At 66.4% G+C, this 14,457-nt stretch carries 15 protein-coding genes; 9 read left to right on the plus strand and 6 right to left on the minus strand.

Annotated elements, in window-relative coordinates:
- The first annotated feature begins 83 nt into the window (after positions 1–83).
- From N2K98_RS00520 to dhaM, 4 genes are all read left to right on the plus strand, one after another.
- On the plus strand, positions 84–260 hold the full coding sequence (locus N2K98_RS00520; RefSeq protein WP_227920630.1) for a CsbD family protein: 177 nt from the start codon (positions 84–86) through the stop codon (positions 258–260).
- A 201-nt stretch (positions 261–461) separates the two neighbouring features.
- The gene (gene dhaK / locus N2K98_RS00525) at positions 462–1,463 is read left to right on the plus strand and encodes a dihydroxyacetone kinase subunit DhaK (protein ID WP_255864427.1); all 1,002 of its coding nucleotides are present in this window, start codon (positions 462–464) and stop codon (positions 1,461–1,463) included.
- Positions 1,464–1,465: 2 nt separating this feature from the next.
- Positions 1,466–2,107 (plus strand): dihydroxyacetone kinase subunit DhaL, encoded by a 642-nt coding sequence (gene dhaL, locus N2K98_RS00530; protein ID WP_255796236.1) that lies wholly within the window; start codon positions 1,466–1,468, stop codon positions 2,105–2,107.
- Positions 2,104–2,820 (plus strand): dihydroxyacetone kinase phosphoryl donor subunit DhaM, encoded by a 717-nt coding sequence (gene dhaM, locus N2K98_RS00535; RefSeq protein WP_255864426.1) that lies wholly within the window; start codon positions 2,104–2,106, stop codon positions 2,818–2,820. Before dhaL ends, dhaM begins: the two co-directional genes overlap by 4 nt.
- An 11-nt stretch (positions 2,821–2,831) precedes the next feature.
- On the opposite strand, the gene N2K98_RS00540 is transcribed toward dhaM, so the two are convergent.
- Positions 2,832–3,773, minus strand: coding sequence for an HhH-GPD family protein (locus tag N2K98_RS00540; RefSeq protein WP_255864425.1), 942 nt, complete (start codon positions 3,771–3,773; stop codon positions 2,832–2,834).
- Positions 3,774–3,870: 97 nt separating this feature from the next.
- Here N2K98_RS00540 and N2K98_RS00545 point away from each other — a divergent pair, with 97 nt between their 5' ends.
- Complete coding sequence (locus N2K98_RS00545) at positions 3,871–4,533, plus strand: hypothetical protein (protein ID WP_255864424.1); 663 nt, start codon at positions 3,871–3,873, stop codon at positions 4,531–4,533.
- A gap of 2 nt (positions 4,534–4,535) precedes the next feature.
- Here N2K98_RS00545 and disA read toward each other — a convergent pair whose 3' ends face one another.
- From disA to N2K98_RS00560, 3 genes are all read right to left on the minus strand, one after another.
- On the minus strand, positions 4,536–5,612 hold the full coding sequence (gene disA, locus N2K98_RS00550; RefSeq protein WP_255796232.1) for a DNA integrity scanning diadenylate cyclase DisA: 1,077 nt from the start codon (positions 5,610–5,612) through the stop codon (positions 4,536–4,538).
- Between the two features lie 198 nt (positions 5,613–5,810).
- Positions 5,811–7,178 (minus strand): DNA repair protein RadA, encoded by a 1,368-nt coding sequence (gene radA, locus N2K98_RS00555; protein WP_227920644.1) that lies wholly within the window; start codon positions 7,176–7,178, stop codon positions 5,811–5,813.
- Between the two features lie 44 nt (positions 7,179–7,222).
- On the minus strand, positions 7,223–8,353 hold the full coding sequence (locus N2K98_RS00560) for an FUSC family protein (protein ID WP_255796231.1): 1,131 nt from the start codon (positions 8,351–8,353) through the stop codon (positions 7,223–7,225).
- Positions 8,354–8,572: 219 nt separating this feature from the next.
- Between N2K98_RS00560 and pstS the strand changes: the two genes are divergently transcribed.
- From pstS to pstB, 4 genes are all read left to right on the plus strand, one after another.
- Positions 8,573–9,694, plus strand: a complete 1,122-nt coding sequence (gene pstS, locus N2K98_RS00565) for a phosphate ABC transporter substrate-binding protein PstS (RefSeq protein ID WP_255796230.1) — start codon at positions 8,573–8,575, stop codon at positions 9,692–9,694.
- Between the two features lie 116 nt (positions 9,695–9,810).
- Complete coding sequence (pstC, locus tag N2K98_RS00570) at positions 9,811–10,743, plus strand: phosphate ABC transporter permease subunit PstC (protein ID WP_255864423.1); 933 nt, start codon at positions 9,811–9,813, stop codon at positions 10,741–10,743.
- Positions 10,743–11,852 (plus strand): phosphate ABC transporter permease PstA, encoded by a 1,110-nt coding sequence (pstA, locus tag N2K98_RS00575; RefSeq protein ID WP_255796228.1) that lies wholly within the window; start codon positions 10,743–10,745, stop codon positions 11,850–11,852. The genes pstC and pstA overlap by 1 nt, the downstream gene beginning before the upstream one ends.
- 25 nt (positions 11,853–11,877) lie before the next feature.
- A complete protein-coding gene (gene pstB / locus N2K98_RS00580; protein WP_229951410.1) occupies positions 11,878–12,657 on the plus strand; it encodes a phosphate ABC transporter ATP-binding protein PstB in 780 nt (259 codons plus the stop codon).
- Positions 12,658–12,664: 7 nt separating this feature from the next.
- Here the strand turns inward: pstB and N2K98_RS00585 are convergent, their stop codons facing one another.
- Together N2K98_RS00585 and N2K98_RS00590 are read right to left on the minus strand one after the other, a co-directional pair.
- The gene (locus N2K98_RS00585; protein WP_255864422.1) at positions 12,665–13,675 is read right to left on the minus strand and encodes an inorganic phosphate transporter; all 1,011 of its coding nucleotides are present in this window, start codon (positions 13,673–13,675) and stop codon (positions 12,665–12,667) included.
- A gap of 1 nt (position 13,676) precedes the next feature.
- Positions 13,677–14,240 (minus strand): DUF47 domain-containing protein, encoded by a 564-nt coding sequence (locus N2K98_RS00590; RefSeq protein ID WP_257794248.1) that lies wholly within the window; start codon positions 14,238–14,240, stop codon positions 13,677–13,679.
- Positions 14,241–14,457 lie beyond the last annotated feature (217 nt).

Raw genomic sequence — 14,457 nt, forward strand, 5'->3', positions numbered from 1 at the left:
CGACGGAACGCATCAGTAAACAGTTGCCTAAGCAGCAGCAGTTTCGCGTTTGCACGGGCCACGATCAGAAAGCGGGTTCAGCAATGGGCGCAGATGACAAGATGCAGAACAAGGCCGAAAATCTTGGCGGCAAGGTTAAGGAAGGCGTAGGCAAGGCCACCGGCAATGAGCGCATGGAGGCCGAAGGCCACGGCGACCAGGCCAAGTCGAGCCTGAAGGACGCCGGAGAGAACGTCAAGGACGCTTTCAAGGGCAAGTAAGGCTTTATTAAAGAAGCGGGAGGGGTTCGCCCCTCCCGCTTTTTCATGCCCGGGCGGCTTTTCGATCTAAGGCGCTGTCGGTGCAGCTGGCACGCCGGCACTCTGTTGCACTGCCTGCTGCGCGGGTAGGGTCGTTTGGGGAGAGGGAGCCTTGGCGTGCTCGCGGGGCTCGGCAGTCCGACCGCTAAGGAGCCCGGCGTCATGAAGAAACTCATCAACAATCCCCGCTCGGTGGTGGCCGAATCACTCGAAGGATTCGGGTTGGCCCACCATGACCTGGTCCAGATCCATTTGGACCCGGACTACGTCCTCCGGCGCGACGTTCCGGTACAGGGAAAGGTAGGCCTGGTCTCCGGCGGCGGCAGCGGCCACGAGCCCCTGCACAGCGGCTATGTGGGGCAGGGCATGCTCACGGCCGCCGTTCCGGGGGCCGTGTTCACGTCGCCTACCCCGGACCAGATATTGCCGGCCATCGTGAAGAGCGACTCGGGCTCCGGCGTCCTGCTCGTGGTGAAGAACTACACCGGCGACATCCTGAACTTCGAGACGGCCGCCGAACTTGCCGGCGTCGAAGGCATCGACATCCGCACAGTCGTGGTGAACGACGACGTCGCGGTGGAAGACTCGACCTACACAGCAGGAAGGCGCGGCGTGGCCGGGACCGTGCTGCTGGAGCGGATTGCCGGCGGCGCCGCGGACCGCGGGGATGTCCTTGCCAAGGTGGCGGAGATCGCCGAGCGCGTCAATGCGAACGTCCGGTCCATGGGCGTTGCGCTGGCACCCTGTACGGTGCCGCATGCCGGTGAGCCCAGCTTCACCCTGGCAGAAGACGAGATTGAAATGGGTGTGGGGATCCACGGCGAGCCCGGCCGGCACCGGGTGCCAATGACGACGGCGGATTCCATTACGGACCAGTTGATGGAACCGGTGCTCAGCGATCTCGGGGTCGCCTCCGGAGACCGGGTGCTGCTCTTCGTGAACGGCATGGGCGGCACTCCGCTGAGCGAGTTGTACATTGTGTACCGCCGGGCGGCCCAAATCCTGGCAGACCGAGGTGCCCGGGTGGAGCGTTCCCTGGTGGGCAATTACATCACCGCCCTGGAAATGGAAGGGGCATCAGTGACCGTCCTGCGGCTGGATGATGAACTTACGGACCTCTGGGACTCGCCGGTGAACACACCGGCCCTGCGGTGGGGAGTATAGGCATGGAACTGGACGCAGCCTGGGCAGATCGGTGGATGCGCCTCAGCGCCGCTGCCCTGAGCGGGAACCGCCAGCGGTTGACCACCCTGGACCGGGAGATCGGCGACGCCGACCACGGGGAGAACATGGAACGCGGATTCAGCGCGGTGGTGGAGAAACTGGACGCCGACGGCGTGCCGGAGACACCCGGAGCGGTATTCAAAACGGTCGCCATGACCCTCATGTCGAAGGTGGGCGGCGCCGCCGGGCCGCTGTACGGAACGGCATTCCTGCGTGCCTCCACCGCGGCGGGCAGCGCGTCCGCCCTTGGACCGGCCGAGCTGGTGGCCGTGCTGACGGCCGCCCGGGACGGAATAGTTGCCCGCGGCAAGGCCGAACCCGGAGACAAAACCATGATCGATGCCTGGACCCCCGCAGTGGATGCCGCTGTCACGGCGGAGGCGGCGGGTTCAGGTCCGGTGGAGATCCTGACGGCGGCCGCGAACGCAGCCGACGCCGGGCTGGCCGGCACTGAGCCGCTTGTCGCCCGCAAGGGCCGCGCCAGCTACCTGGGGGAGCGCAGCGCGGGGCACCTCGATCCCGGGGCCGCATCCACGGCGCTGATCCTGCAGGCGGCGGTTTCGGCGGCGGAGACGGCAGCGTGAGCGTCGGCCTGGTGGTGGTTTCGCACAGCCGGAAGCTGGCCGAGGGCGTCTGCGAGCTGGCGGCTCAGATGGCCGCAGACGTTCGGATAGTTCCGGCAGGGGGAACTGACGACGACGGCATCGGCACCAGCCTGGAAAAAATCATGGCCGGTATTGCCGCCACGGACTCCGGCGAGGGCACGGTCCTGCTGACGGACCTTGGCTCCGCAGTGATGACGGCGGAATCGGCGCTGGAATTCCTCGAACCGGAGCAGCAGCAGCGGGTGCTGATGGCCGATGCGCCGTTGGTCGAGGGTACGGTGGCCGCAGCCGTAGCGGCACAGACCGGAAGGAACGTTGCCGAGGTTTCGGCCGCCGCGGAGTCGGCGGGGGCGTCCTACACTCCGGATAGTGCAGCACCCGGCGAAGCCGCCGGAGGCCCGCCTGCCTCCGGGGAGCCGGCGCCCGATGCTGCGGACTCCGCCAGCGGCGCGTGGACCCTGATAAACCCGATGGGCCTGCACGCCCGTCCGGCCTCAGCCGTGGCGCAGGCACTGGCGGACCTGGACGCAGAGATCACCATCAACGGCGTGGACGGCAAATCGGTCATGATGCTTATGACGCTGGGCCTGCGGCCCGGCGAAACGCTCAGTGTCACCGCCACCGGACCAGACGCGGCCAGGGCGGTGGAACTCGTGGCCGAGCAGGTGCGGAACGGGTTCGGAGAAATCTGAGCCTGCGCCGGTCAAAGCGGCAGCGACACTCCGTTGGCGTCTTCTGCCGCCAGCCTGTCCGCGATCAGGCCGGCCAAAGCGCGCTCCATTTGTTCCTGCGGTGCCTGAAGCCGGTGCAGGGTGCCCAGCGGATCCAGTTCGGCGGCCAGCTCCGGGCCGGCCAGATCCACCGGCGCATGGAGCAGCAGTTCCCGGCGGACCGGACCTTCCGCGGAGCGCAGCACCGCCATCATGGCCCCGCGGACCTGGCGGTCCGTTCCGGCCCAGGCCTGGCCCTTCGCTGTGTAATGGGCTTCCGGCCTGCCCGCTGCCACCCAGGCGCAGCGGTCCAATATCGGACACTCCTGGCATCGAGGGCTGCGGGCGGTGCAGACCAGTGCGCCGAGTTCCATGACAGAGGCATTCCAGGCCACGGAGTCACTGGTGTCGAGGGGCAGCAGGGAAGCGGCCAGCCGCATCTCGGCAGCGGTAAGGGACGGTGAGGGCAAGGCGTTCCCGGTTACTGCCCGGGCATGCACCCGGCGGATATTGGTGTCCACCACTGTTTCCCGCCGTCCGAACGCAAACGCAGCGACTGCGGCGGCGGTGTAGTCGCCCACTCCCGGCAACTGCAGCAGCTCCGGATAGGTGGACGGCACCTTGCCGGCGAACTCCTCGACAATGGCCTTCGCTGCCGCATGCAGCCGCAGGGCCCGCCGGGGATAGCCCAGCCTGCCCCAGGCCCGGACGGCTTCCCCGCTGGGCTCCGACGCCAATCCGGCCGGCGTCGGCCAGCGCTGCAGCCATTCAGTCCAGACGGGGAGCACCCGTGCCACCGGCGTCTGCTGGAGCATGATTTCGCTGACCAGGACACCCCAGGGTGTGCGCTCGGCGTCCCGCCAGGGCAGCTCGCGGGCATTGCCGGCGAACCACCGGGTAATCCGGCGGTGCAGGTCTTCCACCTGTGAATCCATGCTGCACTCCCTTGCATATGACCAGCAATACTCTACTAACCGGCGTGGTGCGGCCCGTAATCGCGGTCCTCATCTCTAGCCTTGAACCATGGATGGGATGGGAAGACAGCAGCCGGCCGGACCACGCCCCGGCCCGCGCCGTCCGAGCCCCGCCGTCTACCGCCGGCGGCGGCTGGTTGCAGGCGTCCTCGCGGTGCTGCTCCTGGTGGGGCTCGGGTTCGGGGTCGCCGCCGTGATTGGTGCTTTGACACCGGAGAAACAGACCGTAGCCGACGCCACCGTCCCGTCTCCCGTACTTACTGCCCCGGCTGCCACGCCTGCGGCCGAGACGAAAACGCCGAAGGCTCCGAAACCCGCGGCGACCCCGTCGGAATCCGCCTGCCCCGCAGAGTCCGTGTTGGTTACTGCCGCCACCGATGCCCAGGTCTACCCGGCCGGTGCGGCGCCGGTCCTGGCGCTGACGGTCACAAACACCGGGGAATCCGCCTGTGAGATCAACGTGGGAACTTCGCAGATGGAGTTTTCGGTAGCCAGCGGCTCCGACCGGATCTTCTCCTCCACCGACTGCCAGGACGGCGGCGAGGACTACCTCAAGACGGTGGAGCCGGGCGCGTCGGAGACGGCCAACTTCACCTGGGACCGGAACCGGTCGGCCCCGGGCTGCGCCGCCGTGGCTTCCAACCCGAACCCCGGCTACTACGTGTTCACCGCCAGGCTCGGCGAAGTCACCAGCGAAACGGCTGTTTTCGAACTGGAATAGGCCTACATAAACCGGTCGAGGAGGCTGGTCTCCGCGATCCGGGAGAGACCTTCACGGACGGTCCGGGCGCGCTGCTCGCCGATGCCGTCGACGGTCATCAGGTCATCGATGTTCGCAGCCATCAGGTTCTGCAGGCCGCCGAAGTGGTCCACCAACCGGTTGGATACCGCTGGCGGAACCGACTTGATATTGCTCAGGAGCCGGTAGCCGCGCGGCTGCACCACGGCTTCGAGTGAATCCTGGCCCGGTTGGAAGCCGACCACCGAGGCAATCTTGCCCAGGTCCACCATTTCGGACGAGCTCATGTTCTGCAGCGTGGAGATCTGTTCCTCGATGTTGCGCTTTCCGTCATTCAGATCCGCATAGTCGCGCAGGATCATTTCGCTGCCCGGGCCGAGGCCGGTGGTCAGTTCCTCCAGCTGGAGGGACAGCAGGCGGCCGTCGACCCCGAGTTCGAGGACGTACTGCGAGATTTCCTCGGAAATGCGGCGGACCATTTCCTGGCGCTGCAGCGTGACCGCTACGTCGCGGACCGTCACCATCGCCTCGATTTCCAATGCGGAGAGGGAGTTGGTGACCTGGTCCAGCCGGGCGCGGTAACGCTCCAGGGTTGCCAGTGCCTGGTTGGCACGTGCCAGCACCGGCTCGGATCCTTCCAGCACGTGGCGGAGTCCGCCTACGTAGAGCTGGATGATCCGCATGGACTGGCTGACCGAAATCACGGGGAAGCCGGTCTGGATGGCCACGCGTTCGGCGGTCCTGTGCCGGGTGCCGGATTCATGCGTTTCGATGGTGTGGTCGGGGACCAGCTGCACCGCCGCGCGCAGGATGTTCCTGGCGTCGCGGTCGCAGACGATCGCGCCGTCCATTTTGGCCAGCTCCCGGAGTCTGGTGGGGGAGAAGTCGATGCCGATATCGAACCCGCCGGAGCAGATGCTGTCCACCGCACGGTCAAAGCCGAGGACGATCAGGGCGCCGGTGCGGCCCCGTAGAATGCGCTCGAGTCCGTCGCGGAGCTCGGTCCCGGGTGCGACCCGCGCCAGGGTTGCTTTAAGCGCGTCTTCGGGACTGCGGGCCATGGTCACTTCCTTCCGGCCCGGGGGCCTGGGCGATCTGGGCTGAGGCTTGCCCGTCCCTATACTAGTGGGAGATCGCGGCAGACCATCCAACTCGTGAACCACGGCACGTCCCCGCCCGAGCCCGGCATGTAACCCGCTTCGAACAGCTTCGGTGATGCCGCTCACCGCCGGCTGCCCGGGGCTTCGGAAACGGCAGTGCTAGAAGAGCAGTTCCAGTGCCTCGGCCAACGTGGAGACTTCCCGGACCTTGAAGCCGGAGGGGACGTTCCCCGGTCCGTTCGGGGAAGCCGGAACGACGGCGTGGGTGAAGCCGAGGCGTTCGGCCTCGTTGATCCGCCGCGCAATACCGGGTACCGGACGCACTTCCCCGGCCAGTCCAACCTCACCGAAAGCAATGAGCTGCGCCGGCAGCGGTTTGTTCATCTTCGCCGACGCCACAGCCAGTGCCACCGCCAGGTCCGTGGCCGGCTCGCCCAGTTTTACGCCGCCTACGGTGGAGACGTAACTGTCATCCTTGGCCAGGCTCATGGAGGCCCGCTGCTGCAGGACCGCCAGCAGCATGGCTACCCGGGAGGCGTCAACGCCGCTGGTGGCACGGCGGGCCTGGGCATTTCCGGTTTCAGCGACCAGGGACTGGACCTCGGCGACCAACGGCCGCTTGCCCTCCAGCGTCACGGTGATGCAGGTGCCCGAGACCGGGTCCTTGGTGCGGGAAACGAACAGTCCGCTGGGATCTGCGAGCCCTTCGATGCCGTCTTCGGTCAGGTCGAAGCAGCCTACCTCGTCCGTGGGTCCGTAGCGGTTCTTGACCGCACGCAGCAGCCGCAGCCTCGAGTGCCTGTCGCCGTCGAACTGGCACACCACGTCCACCAGGTGCTCCAGCAGCCGGGGGCCGGCGATGGAACCGTCCTTGGTGACGTGGCCGACCAGCAGGGTGGTCATGTTCCGGGTCTTCGCGGCATTGATCAAAGACGCGGCTACCTCGCGGACCTGGCTGACGCCGCCGGCGCTGCCGTCCACGGCGGTACTGCTCAGGGTCTGGACGGAGTCGACAATGAGCAGCCCGGGGGAGACCTGCTCCACCTGGCCCAGGGCCTGGCTGAGGTCCGTTTCCGCACTGAGATAGAGGTTCTCCGATACGGCGCCGATGCGCTCGGCGCGCAGTTTCACCTGCGCCGTGGATTCCTCCCCGGTGACGTACAGGACGTCGCGGCCCAGGCCGGCGACGCGGGCGGCGACGTCGAGGAGCAGGGTGGACTTACCCACTCCGGGCTCACCGGCCAGCAGGATGACCGCACCGGGCACCAGTCCTCCACCCAGGACGCGGTCCAGTTCACCTACCCCGGTGGCCTGGTACGCGGCGGTGGTCGCGTCTACCTCGCCGATCCGCAGGGCCGGACGGGCAACCACGGCGGCGGCGGTGGTCCGGGCCAGGACTTCGCCGGATTCCTCCACCGTTCCCCAGGCCTGGCACTCGCCGCAGCGTCCAACCCATTTGGCCGTGGTCCAGCCGCATTCCGAGCAGCGGAAGTTGGCGGTCTTGGGCCGTGCAGTCTTTGTTGCCATGGAATCAGGCTATCCCGCGGCACTGACACTTTTTTCCGCGGGGCTCAGACCTCTGAGAGGTAGGTAACCGCCTCTTCGTGGGTGACTCCGGTGGATTCCAGCAGGTCCACCACGAGGGGGCGGAAGAGCATGATGAGCGCGTCGCCCTGCAGGTCCGTGATGCCCAGTGATTTCGGGTGCAGGCGGGTCCCCACCGCCGCCAGCTCGTTGCGGGCCTGGCGAAGGTGTCGGAGCCGGGCGTCCGGGCCCTCACCGCCGCCCAGCGCGCGGGCCAGGACGTCCACGGCATCGGCGGTCTCGTTCAGCACTTCCGACACGTTCTCGATGGCCTCGTCATCCAGCGATGCATGGTTAATGACCGACGTCGTGCGGCGGGCGAAAACCCGGCTGTTGCGGACCGCCAGGTCCAGATAGCCGATGGAGCCGCGCAGATCGCCCAGTTCCGCCAGGTACCGCCGGTAGGCGGGCGAAATCCGGGCGACTTCCCGTGCGTCCCGGACGCTGCGGGCCAGGGTGTCCAGCTGGGGCTGTGTGTTGCGGGCCCGGACCAGGGCATGCCAGGCAATGGTGGAATCGCTCTTGGCGATGGCTTCGGAACACTGCCGCAGCACGGCAGACAGTTCGTGCAGGAGCTCGCGGATGTTGGACTTCGGTTCCCGGCGCGGATCCCGCGGCGCCAGCATGGTCACCACCAGGGCAAAAACACCGCCGACTATGGCGTCCACGCTGCGGGTAAAGACACCGCCGTCCGGGGCTGGCAGGAGTACCACCAGCAGGGACTGCAGCCCCAGCTGAGTGGTGAAAATGACGCCTCGGTCCAAAAAGCGGGCCAGCATCACGGAGAAAAAGAGGACGACGGCGGCCTGGGCCAGGCCGTTGCCCAGCAGGGTGAGCAGGATTTCACCGATGGTGATGCCCAGTGTGCAGCCGATTCCCACCTCCAACACCCGGCGGGTCCGCGGTTCCCGGGAGAACCCCAGCGATATCAGGGCGGCCGTCGCGGCGAACAGCGGGCCCTCGTGTCCGAGCACGTACTCGGCGAAGGCATACGCCCCGACGGCGCAGATGGTCATTTGCAGGGCCGGAACCACGGAATTGCGGCTGCGCTGCAGCCCTACGCGGGCCCGGTTTAGCAGGAAACCCCGGCTTTTGGCGAAGGAGCTGCGTTGGGGCATGGAACCAGTCTAGGGGGAGCTGAGGGCAACCTGTATCCGGCGTTACATTCGGCGGCAAGCGGATGTTCCGCCGCCGCCCGGCCGGCGTTAACTTTCCGTTCACCTTGGTTCGCCACCCTAGGACAGGAACGTGTTGGAGGTTCCACGTGCTCGACTGCTTTCCGCAATCAGCTTCCCGGCGCACCAGTGCCGAACAAACCCCTTGAAAGGGATCCGATGGTGAAGGTTTCGAATTTCGGCCGCACTGCATCCGTTCTAACCGTTTCCGCTGCCGTTGCCCTGGGCCTCGCGGCCTGCGGCACCGACAGTGCGGCGCCGGCCCCGGCCGGTACCGGTGCGGAAAGCTCCGTCACCGGCACGCTTTCCGGTGCCGGTGCGTCCTCCCAGGACGCGGCCATGCAGGCTTGGATTGCGGGCTTTGGCGCCGCCAATCCGCAGGCATCCGTGCAGTATTCACCGGACGGCTCGGGTGCCGGCAGGGAAGCGCTGCTGGCCGGGGGTGTCCAGTTTGCCGGGTCCGATGCCTACCTTGATGAAGAAGAAAGCGTTGCGGCCGCGGAGGTCTGCGGTCCCGACGGCGCCATCCACGTTCCCGTCTACATCTCGCCGATCGCCGTGGCCTTCAATCTTCCCGGCATAACGGACCTGAACCTCGACGCAGCCACCATTGCAGCGATCTTCCGCGGCGAGGTCACCACCTGGAATGACCCGGCCATCACCGCGCAGAACGAAGCAGCGGAGCTGCCGGACACTGCCATCACGGCGGTGCACCGCGGTGACGAATCCGGCACCACCAAGAACTTCACCGAGTACCTGGCCGAAGCAGCACCCGAAAAGTGGACGGATAAGGCATCAGGTGAATGGCCGGCCGGGCTGCCGAACGGGGAAAGCGCCTCCGGCACCGGCGGCGTCATTTCCACGGTGGCCTCCACCGAGGGCGGCATCACCTATGCCGACGCGTCGGCGGCCGGGTCCCTGGGCGAGGTCAGCGTCTTGGTGGGCGATACCTACGTACCGTTCAGTGCCGACGCCGCCGCACTCGCCGTCGAATCGTCCACAGCAGTGACAGGGGAGGGTCGTCCGGAAGCGGATATGGCCATGGACCTGGACCGTGACACGGCGGAGTCGGGTGCCTATCCCGTGGTGCTGGTGAGTTACCACGTGTTCTGCACCAGCTACGAGGACCAGCAGACCGTGGACCTGGTCCGTGCCTTCGGCAACTACGTAGTCAGCGACGAAGGCCAGGCTGCCGCGTCCGACGCCGCGGGCAGCGCGCCGCTCTCCGAGAGCCTCCGGAGCCGGGCCCAAGCGGCACTGGAAACCATCCAGGTGCGTTCCTAGCCCGGCCACTATCCTGTCCTCCCCGGCTCCCTGCAGGGGAGGACAGGGGTCCGCTCCAAGGCGGAGTACCTACACTGATAAAGAGTCTGCACCAACGCATTTCGAAGGGTTGAGCAGTGTCCAGCAAGTCCATAACGGGAGAAGGCGGCGCGGGCCGCGCCGGAGACAAGATCTTCTCCGGCATTACGGTGACAGCCGGCTGCCTGATCCTGTTCGTCCTGTTCTGCGTGGCGGTTTTCCTGATGTGGCAGGCGCTGCCCACGTTCATGGCCGATCCGGCGGACATCTCCGGCGGCGGCGGGTTCGGCCAGTACATCCTGCCGCTGGTCATCGGAACCGTCATTGCGGCACTTATCGCGCTGCTGATCGCCACACCGGTGGGAATCGGCGTCGCCCTGTTTATCTCCCACTATGCCCCGCGGCGGCTCGCGCAGGGACTGGGTTACCTGGTGGACCTGCTCGCCGCCATCCCGTCGGTGGTCTACGGCGCCTGGGGCATGACTGTGCTGGCCCCGGCGCTGGTGGGTCCGTACAACTGGCTGGCTGAAAACGTCGGGTGGATTCCGATTTTCGCCGGTCCGGCCAGCCAGACCGGCAAAACCATGCTCACGGCCGGAATTGTGCTTTCCGTGATGGTGCTGCCGATCATTACCTCCCTTACCCGGGAAATCTTCCTGCAGACGCCAAAGCTGCACGAGGAAGCGGCCCTGGCCATGGGCGCCACCCGCTGGGAAATGATCCGGATGGCTGTTTTCCCGTTCGCCCGTCCCGGCGTCATCAGTGCCGTCATGCTGGGGTTGGGCCGGGCGCTGGGCGAAACCATGGCGGTGGCTTTGGTGCTCTCCTCCGGCGGGCTGATCGCCAGCCTGATCCGGCCGGGGAACCAGACCATCGCCGCCGAGATCGCCCTGAACTTCCCTGAAGCGTTCGGGCTCCGGCTCTCGGAACTGATCGCTGCCGGGCTCGTGCTGTTCCTGATCACGCTGGCGGTCAACGTGGTTGCCCGTTGGATCATCAGCCGCCACAAAGAATTCTCGGGAGCCAACTGATGCTCGATACAACCTCCGCCCTCAGCCGTCCGGGGTCCCTGCTGACCAAGAACAGGCTGCCCCGCTATACGCCCTGGATCGTGCTCGCCGCTGCCTTGATCCTGGGTGCGGCACTGTCCGCGCTCATCGGTTTCTCCGTCACGTCCTTCGCAATCTTCACCGCCGTGCTTTTCGTCATCGGCGGCACGGTTGTCACCTGGGTCGTCGAGGGCAAGCGGCACGCAGTGGACCGCCTCGCCACGAACCTGGTCTGCGGTGCCTTCCTGCTGGCGCTGCTGCCGCTGGTATCGGTGATCTTCACCGTCCTGGTCCGCGGCCTGCCCGGCCTCAGCCCGGACTTCCTGCTCACCTCCATGGGCGGCATGACCGGCGCCGTGGACAACGCCACGGTGGACAACGGGACCGCGGTGCTGGGCGGCGCCTACCACGGCATTGTGGGCACCCTGCTGATCACCTTCTGGGCCACGGTCATCTCGGTGCCCGTGGGGCTGCTGGCCGCTGTCTACCTGGTGGAATACAGCCGTGGCGGAACACTTTCGCGGGCCATAACGTTCTTTGTGGATGTGATGACCGGTATCCCCTCGATTGTGGCGGGCCTGTTTGCCGCCGCGTTCTTCGGGCTCGTCTTCGGACCGGGCACCCGCACCGGCTTCGTTGCCGCCGTCGCCCTCTCCGTGCTGATGATCCCGGTGGTGGTCCGCTCCACCGAGGAAATGCTCAAGATCGTGCCCAACGAACTCCGGGAGGCCTCCTACGCCCTGGGCGTGCGTAAGTGGCGGACCATCCTGAAGGTAGTGGTGCCCACCGCGATTTCCGGCATTGCCTCGGGCGTCACCCTGGCGATTGCCCGCGTGATCGGGGAAACGGCACCGCTGCTGGTCACCGCCGGTTTCGTCAACACCATCAACTTCAACGCGTTTGCGGGCTGGATGAGCACGCTGCCCACCTTTATCTACCGGCAGTTGATGAGCCCCACCTCCCCGACCAATACAGATCCGAGTACCCAGCGGGCCTGGGCGGCCGCACTGATCCTGATCATCATGGTGATGCTGCTGAACCTGGGCGCCCGCCTGATCGCCCGGATCTTCGCCCCCCGGACCTCCCGCTAGCCCTGTAAAGCGATTTAAGGAAACCATGTCCAAGCGCATCGACGTCAAAGACCTGAATGTCTATTACGGCAATTTCCTTGCCGTCCAGGACGTCAACATCAACATTGAACCCCGCTCCGTGACCGCCTTCATCGGCCCCTCGGGCTGCGGCAAGTCCACCTTCCTGCGCACCCTGAACCGGATGCACGAGGTGCTTCCCGGCGCACGTGTCGAAGGTGAAGTGCTGCTGGACGGGGAGAACCTCTACGGCCCCGGCGTTGACCCTGTGACCGTTCGCAGCCACGTGGGCATGGTGTTCCAGCGGCCCAACCCGTTCCCCACCATGTCCATCCGGGACAACGTCCTGGCAGGCGTGAAGCTGAACAACAAGCGCATCTCGAAATCCGACGCCGATGACCTGGTGGAAAAGTCCCTGACCGGCGCCAACCTCTGGAAAGAGGTCCGTGACCGCCTGGACAAGCCCGGCTCCGGGCTCTCCGGCGGCCAGCAACAGCGCCTGTGCATAGCCCGCGCCATAGCGGTGTCCCCGGAGGTGATCCTGATGGACGAGCCGTGCTCCGCCCTGGACCCCATCTCGACGCTGGCCATTGAGGACCTCATCGAGGAACTCAAGAGTGACTACACGGTGGTTATCGTCACGCACAACATGCAGCAGGCGGCGCGGGTGTCGGACAAGACGGCGTTCTTCAACATCGCCGGCACCGGCAAGCCCGGCCGGCTGATCGAATACGCCGATACCCCGGTCATCTTCAGCAACCCCGCCGAGCAGGCCACGGAAGACTACGTTTCCGGACGCTTCGGATAAGCGGTGCCTACAGGAGCGGGCTGAGGGCCAGCAGCAGGATCCCGCCGAGCAGTGCGGTTACGGGCGCCGTGACCAGCCAGGTGACGAGGATTTCCCGCAGCGGGATGAAGCGGACGGTGGAAAAGCGCTGGTTGGTACCGGCGCCGACGATGGCGGACGTCATGGTCTGGGTGCTCGAAAGCGGAATGTGCAGCCAGAGCGCCCCAAGGAACAGCATGGCGGAGCTGACCGCCTGGGCGCTCATGCCCCGCAGCGGGTCCATCCGGACCAGTCGGTACCCCAGCGTGTGCGTGATCCGCCAGCCGCCGAAGAGCGTGCCGCCGGCCAGGGCCAGCGCCGCAAACAGCTGCACCCAGAAGGGAATGCCGGTTTCAACGGTCTGCCCTGCGGCCAGCAGGGCAAGCACCACCACGGCCATGGTCCGCTGCCCGTCCTGGATTCCGTGCCCCAGGGAGAAGGCGGAGGTGAAGACGGACTGCGCTATCCGGTTTCCGGCGTCCCCGCGGCGCGGAGAGCTGTAACGCATCAGCCACGTGGCCGGGAAAACCAGGAGGTAAGCCAGTACAAAGGCGATCACGGGGGACAGCAGCAGCGGCAGGGCTATCTGCTCCCAGATCAGCCGGTAGGACTCGGCTATGTTCTGCCCGCCCACCAGGGTTGAGGCCGCGCCGGAACCCACCAGCCCGCCCACCAGGGCGGAAGTGGATGACGACGGCATCCGCCGCCACCAGGTCCACACGCCCCATCCGCAGGCCGCCAGCAGCCCGGCAATCAGAATGCCGAGGCCCTCGGGTCCGGCCGGAAGATCCACGAACCGGACGGTCAGGGCAACGGCCAGTGTGGTGCTCACCAGCGCACCCAGGAGATTGAAGCCGGCGGCCAGCACAATGGCCACGGTGGGGGTCAGTGCCCGTGTACGAACGGAGGTGGCCACCGAGTTGGAGGCGTCATGGAAGCCGTTGAGGAAGGCATAGGCTCCGGCGAGCAGGACGACGCCGGCCAGGAGGAGGGCCGCCACCCTAGGATTCCCGGACGAGGACGCCGCCCACGAATGTGGCCGCCAGACGCAGTTGCACCGAGGTTCCCGAAAGCTGGTCGGCGAGGTCCCGGTGCCGGGCATAGGCCATGGGCTTGTACTCACGCATCAGTTCCGCCACCCAGATCCGGCGGGACCGCTCGGCCCGCCGGGCCAGCCGAAGCATTTCGATCCAGTACTCTTCCAGGTCCTCCAGCGAAGCGAGCCGGCGCATGGCAGCGGCGGTCAGCTCAGCCTGCCGGCCGATGACTTCCAGCTGCTCGGAAGCCCGCCGGGAAACCCCTGTGAGCTTGTAGAGGGAAATGGTTTCCGCTGAGGCGTCCAGGCACTCCATGGCGGACATCAGGAGCAGGGAAAGCTCATAGAGGTCTTCACGGGGGAGCGGGTTGATGAAGCTGGTCCGCATCTGCGTCATCAGCGCAAAGTGCAGATCGGTGGTTTCGGCATCGATCTGATGCAGCTGCTCGGTGAGACGCTCGAACTCATCCGGCTCGGCCCCGAGGATCTCCGCCAGCACGCCGGTGCCGCGCAGCAGTTGTGACGCCATGCGGGAGAGCAGCTCAAGGCCTGCATTCTCTTGGGGGAAGAGTTGAAGCTTCACGCTGGACGCACATCGGCCGGGGAAGTATCGAGGGTGCTCACAGGCCCAAGAATATCCGATGGCTGGGCTGGAATTGCGGGAAAGCCCGCGAAAGAATCCCGCTGAGAACCAGCTGGGGAAAAGTAACGGTGCCGGACCGGGAGCGCCTCTCGGCGGAAGGCCG

Source organism: Arthrobacter jinronghuae, assembly GCF_025244825.1.
Classification (GTDB): Bacteria; Actinomycetota; Actinomycetes; order Actinomycetales; family Micrococcaceae; genus Arthrobacter_B; species Arthrobacter_B jinronghuae.

Bases quoted from the DNA above. Each gene is read 5' to 3' on its own strand.
- N2K98_RS00520 (WP_227920630.1), top strand. From the start codon at position 84: ATGGGCGCAGATGACAAGATGCAGAACAAGGCCGAAAATCTTGGCGGC.
- dhaK (WP_255864427.1), top strand. From the start codon at position 462: ATGAAGAAACTCATCAACAATCCCCGCTCGGTGGTGGCCGAATCACTC.
- dhaL (WP_255796236.1), top strand. From the start codon at position 1,466: ATGGAACTGGACGCAGCCTGGGCAGATCGGTGGATGCGCCTCAGCGCC.
- N2K98_RS00540 (WP_255864425.1), bottom strand. From the start codon at position 3,773: ATGGATTCACAGGTGGAAGACCTGCACCGCCGGATTACCCGGTGGTTC.
- N2K98_RS00545 (WP_255864424.1), top strand. From the start codon at position 3,871: ATGGGAAGACAGCAGCCGGCCGGACCACGCCCCGGCCCGCGCCGTCCG.
- disA (WP_255796232.1), bottom strand. From the start codon at position 5,612: ATGGCCCGCAGTCCCGAAGACGCGCTTAAAGCAACCCTGGCGCGGGTC.
- radA (WP_227920644.1), bottom strand. From the start codon at position 7,178: ATGGCAACAAAGACTGCACGGCCCAAGACCGCCAACTTCCGCTGCTCG.
- N2K98_RS00560 (WP_255796231.1), bottom strand. From the start codon at position 8,353: ATGCCCCAACGCAGCTCCTTCGCCAAAAGCCGGGGTTTCCTGCTAAAC.
- pstA (WP_255796228.1), top strand. From the start codon at position 10,743: ATGCTCGATACAACCTCCGCCCTCAGCCGTCCGGGGTCCCTGCTGACC.
- pstB (WP_229951410.1), top strand. From the start codon at position 11,878: ATGTCCAAGCGCATCGACGTCAAAGACCTGAATGTCTATTACGGCAAT.
- N2K98_RS00590 (WP_257794248.1), bottom strand. From the start codon at position 14,240: ATGGCGTCACAACTGCTGCGCGGCACCGGCGTGCTGGCGGAGATCCTC.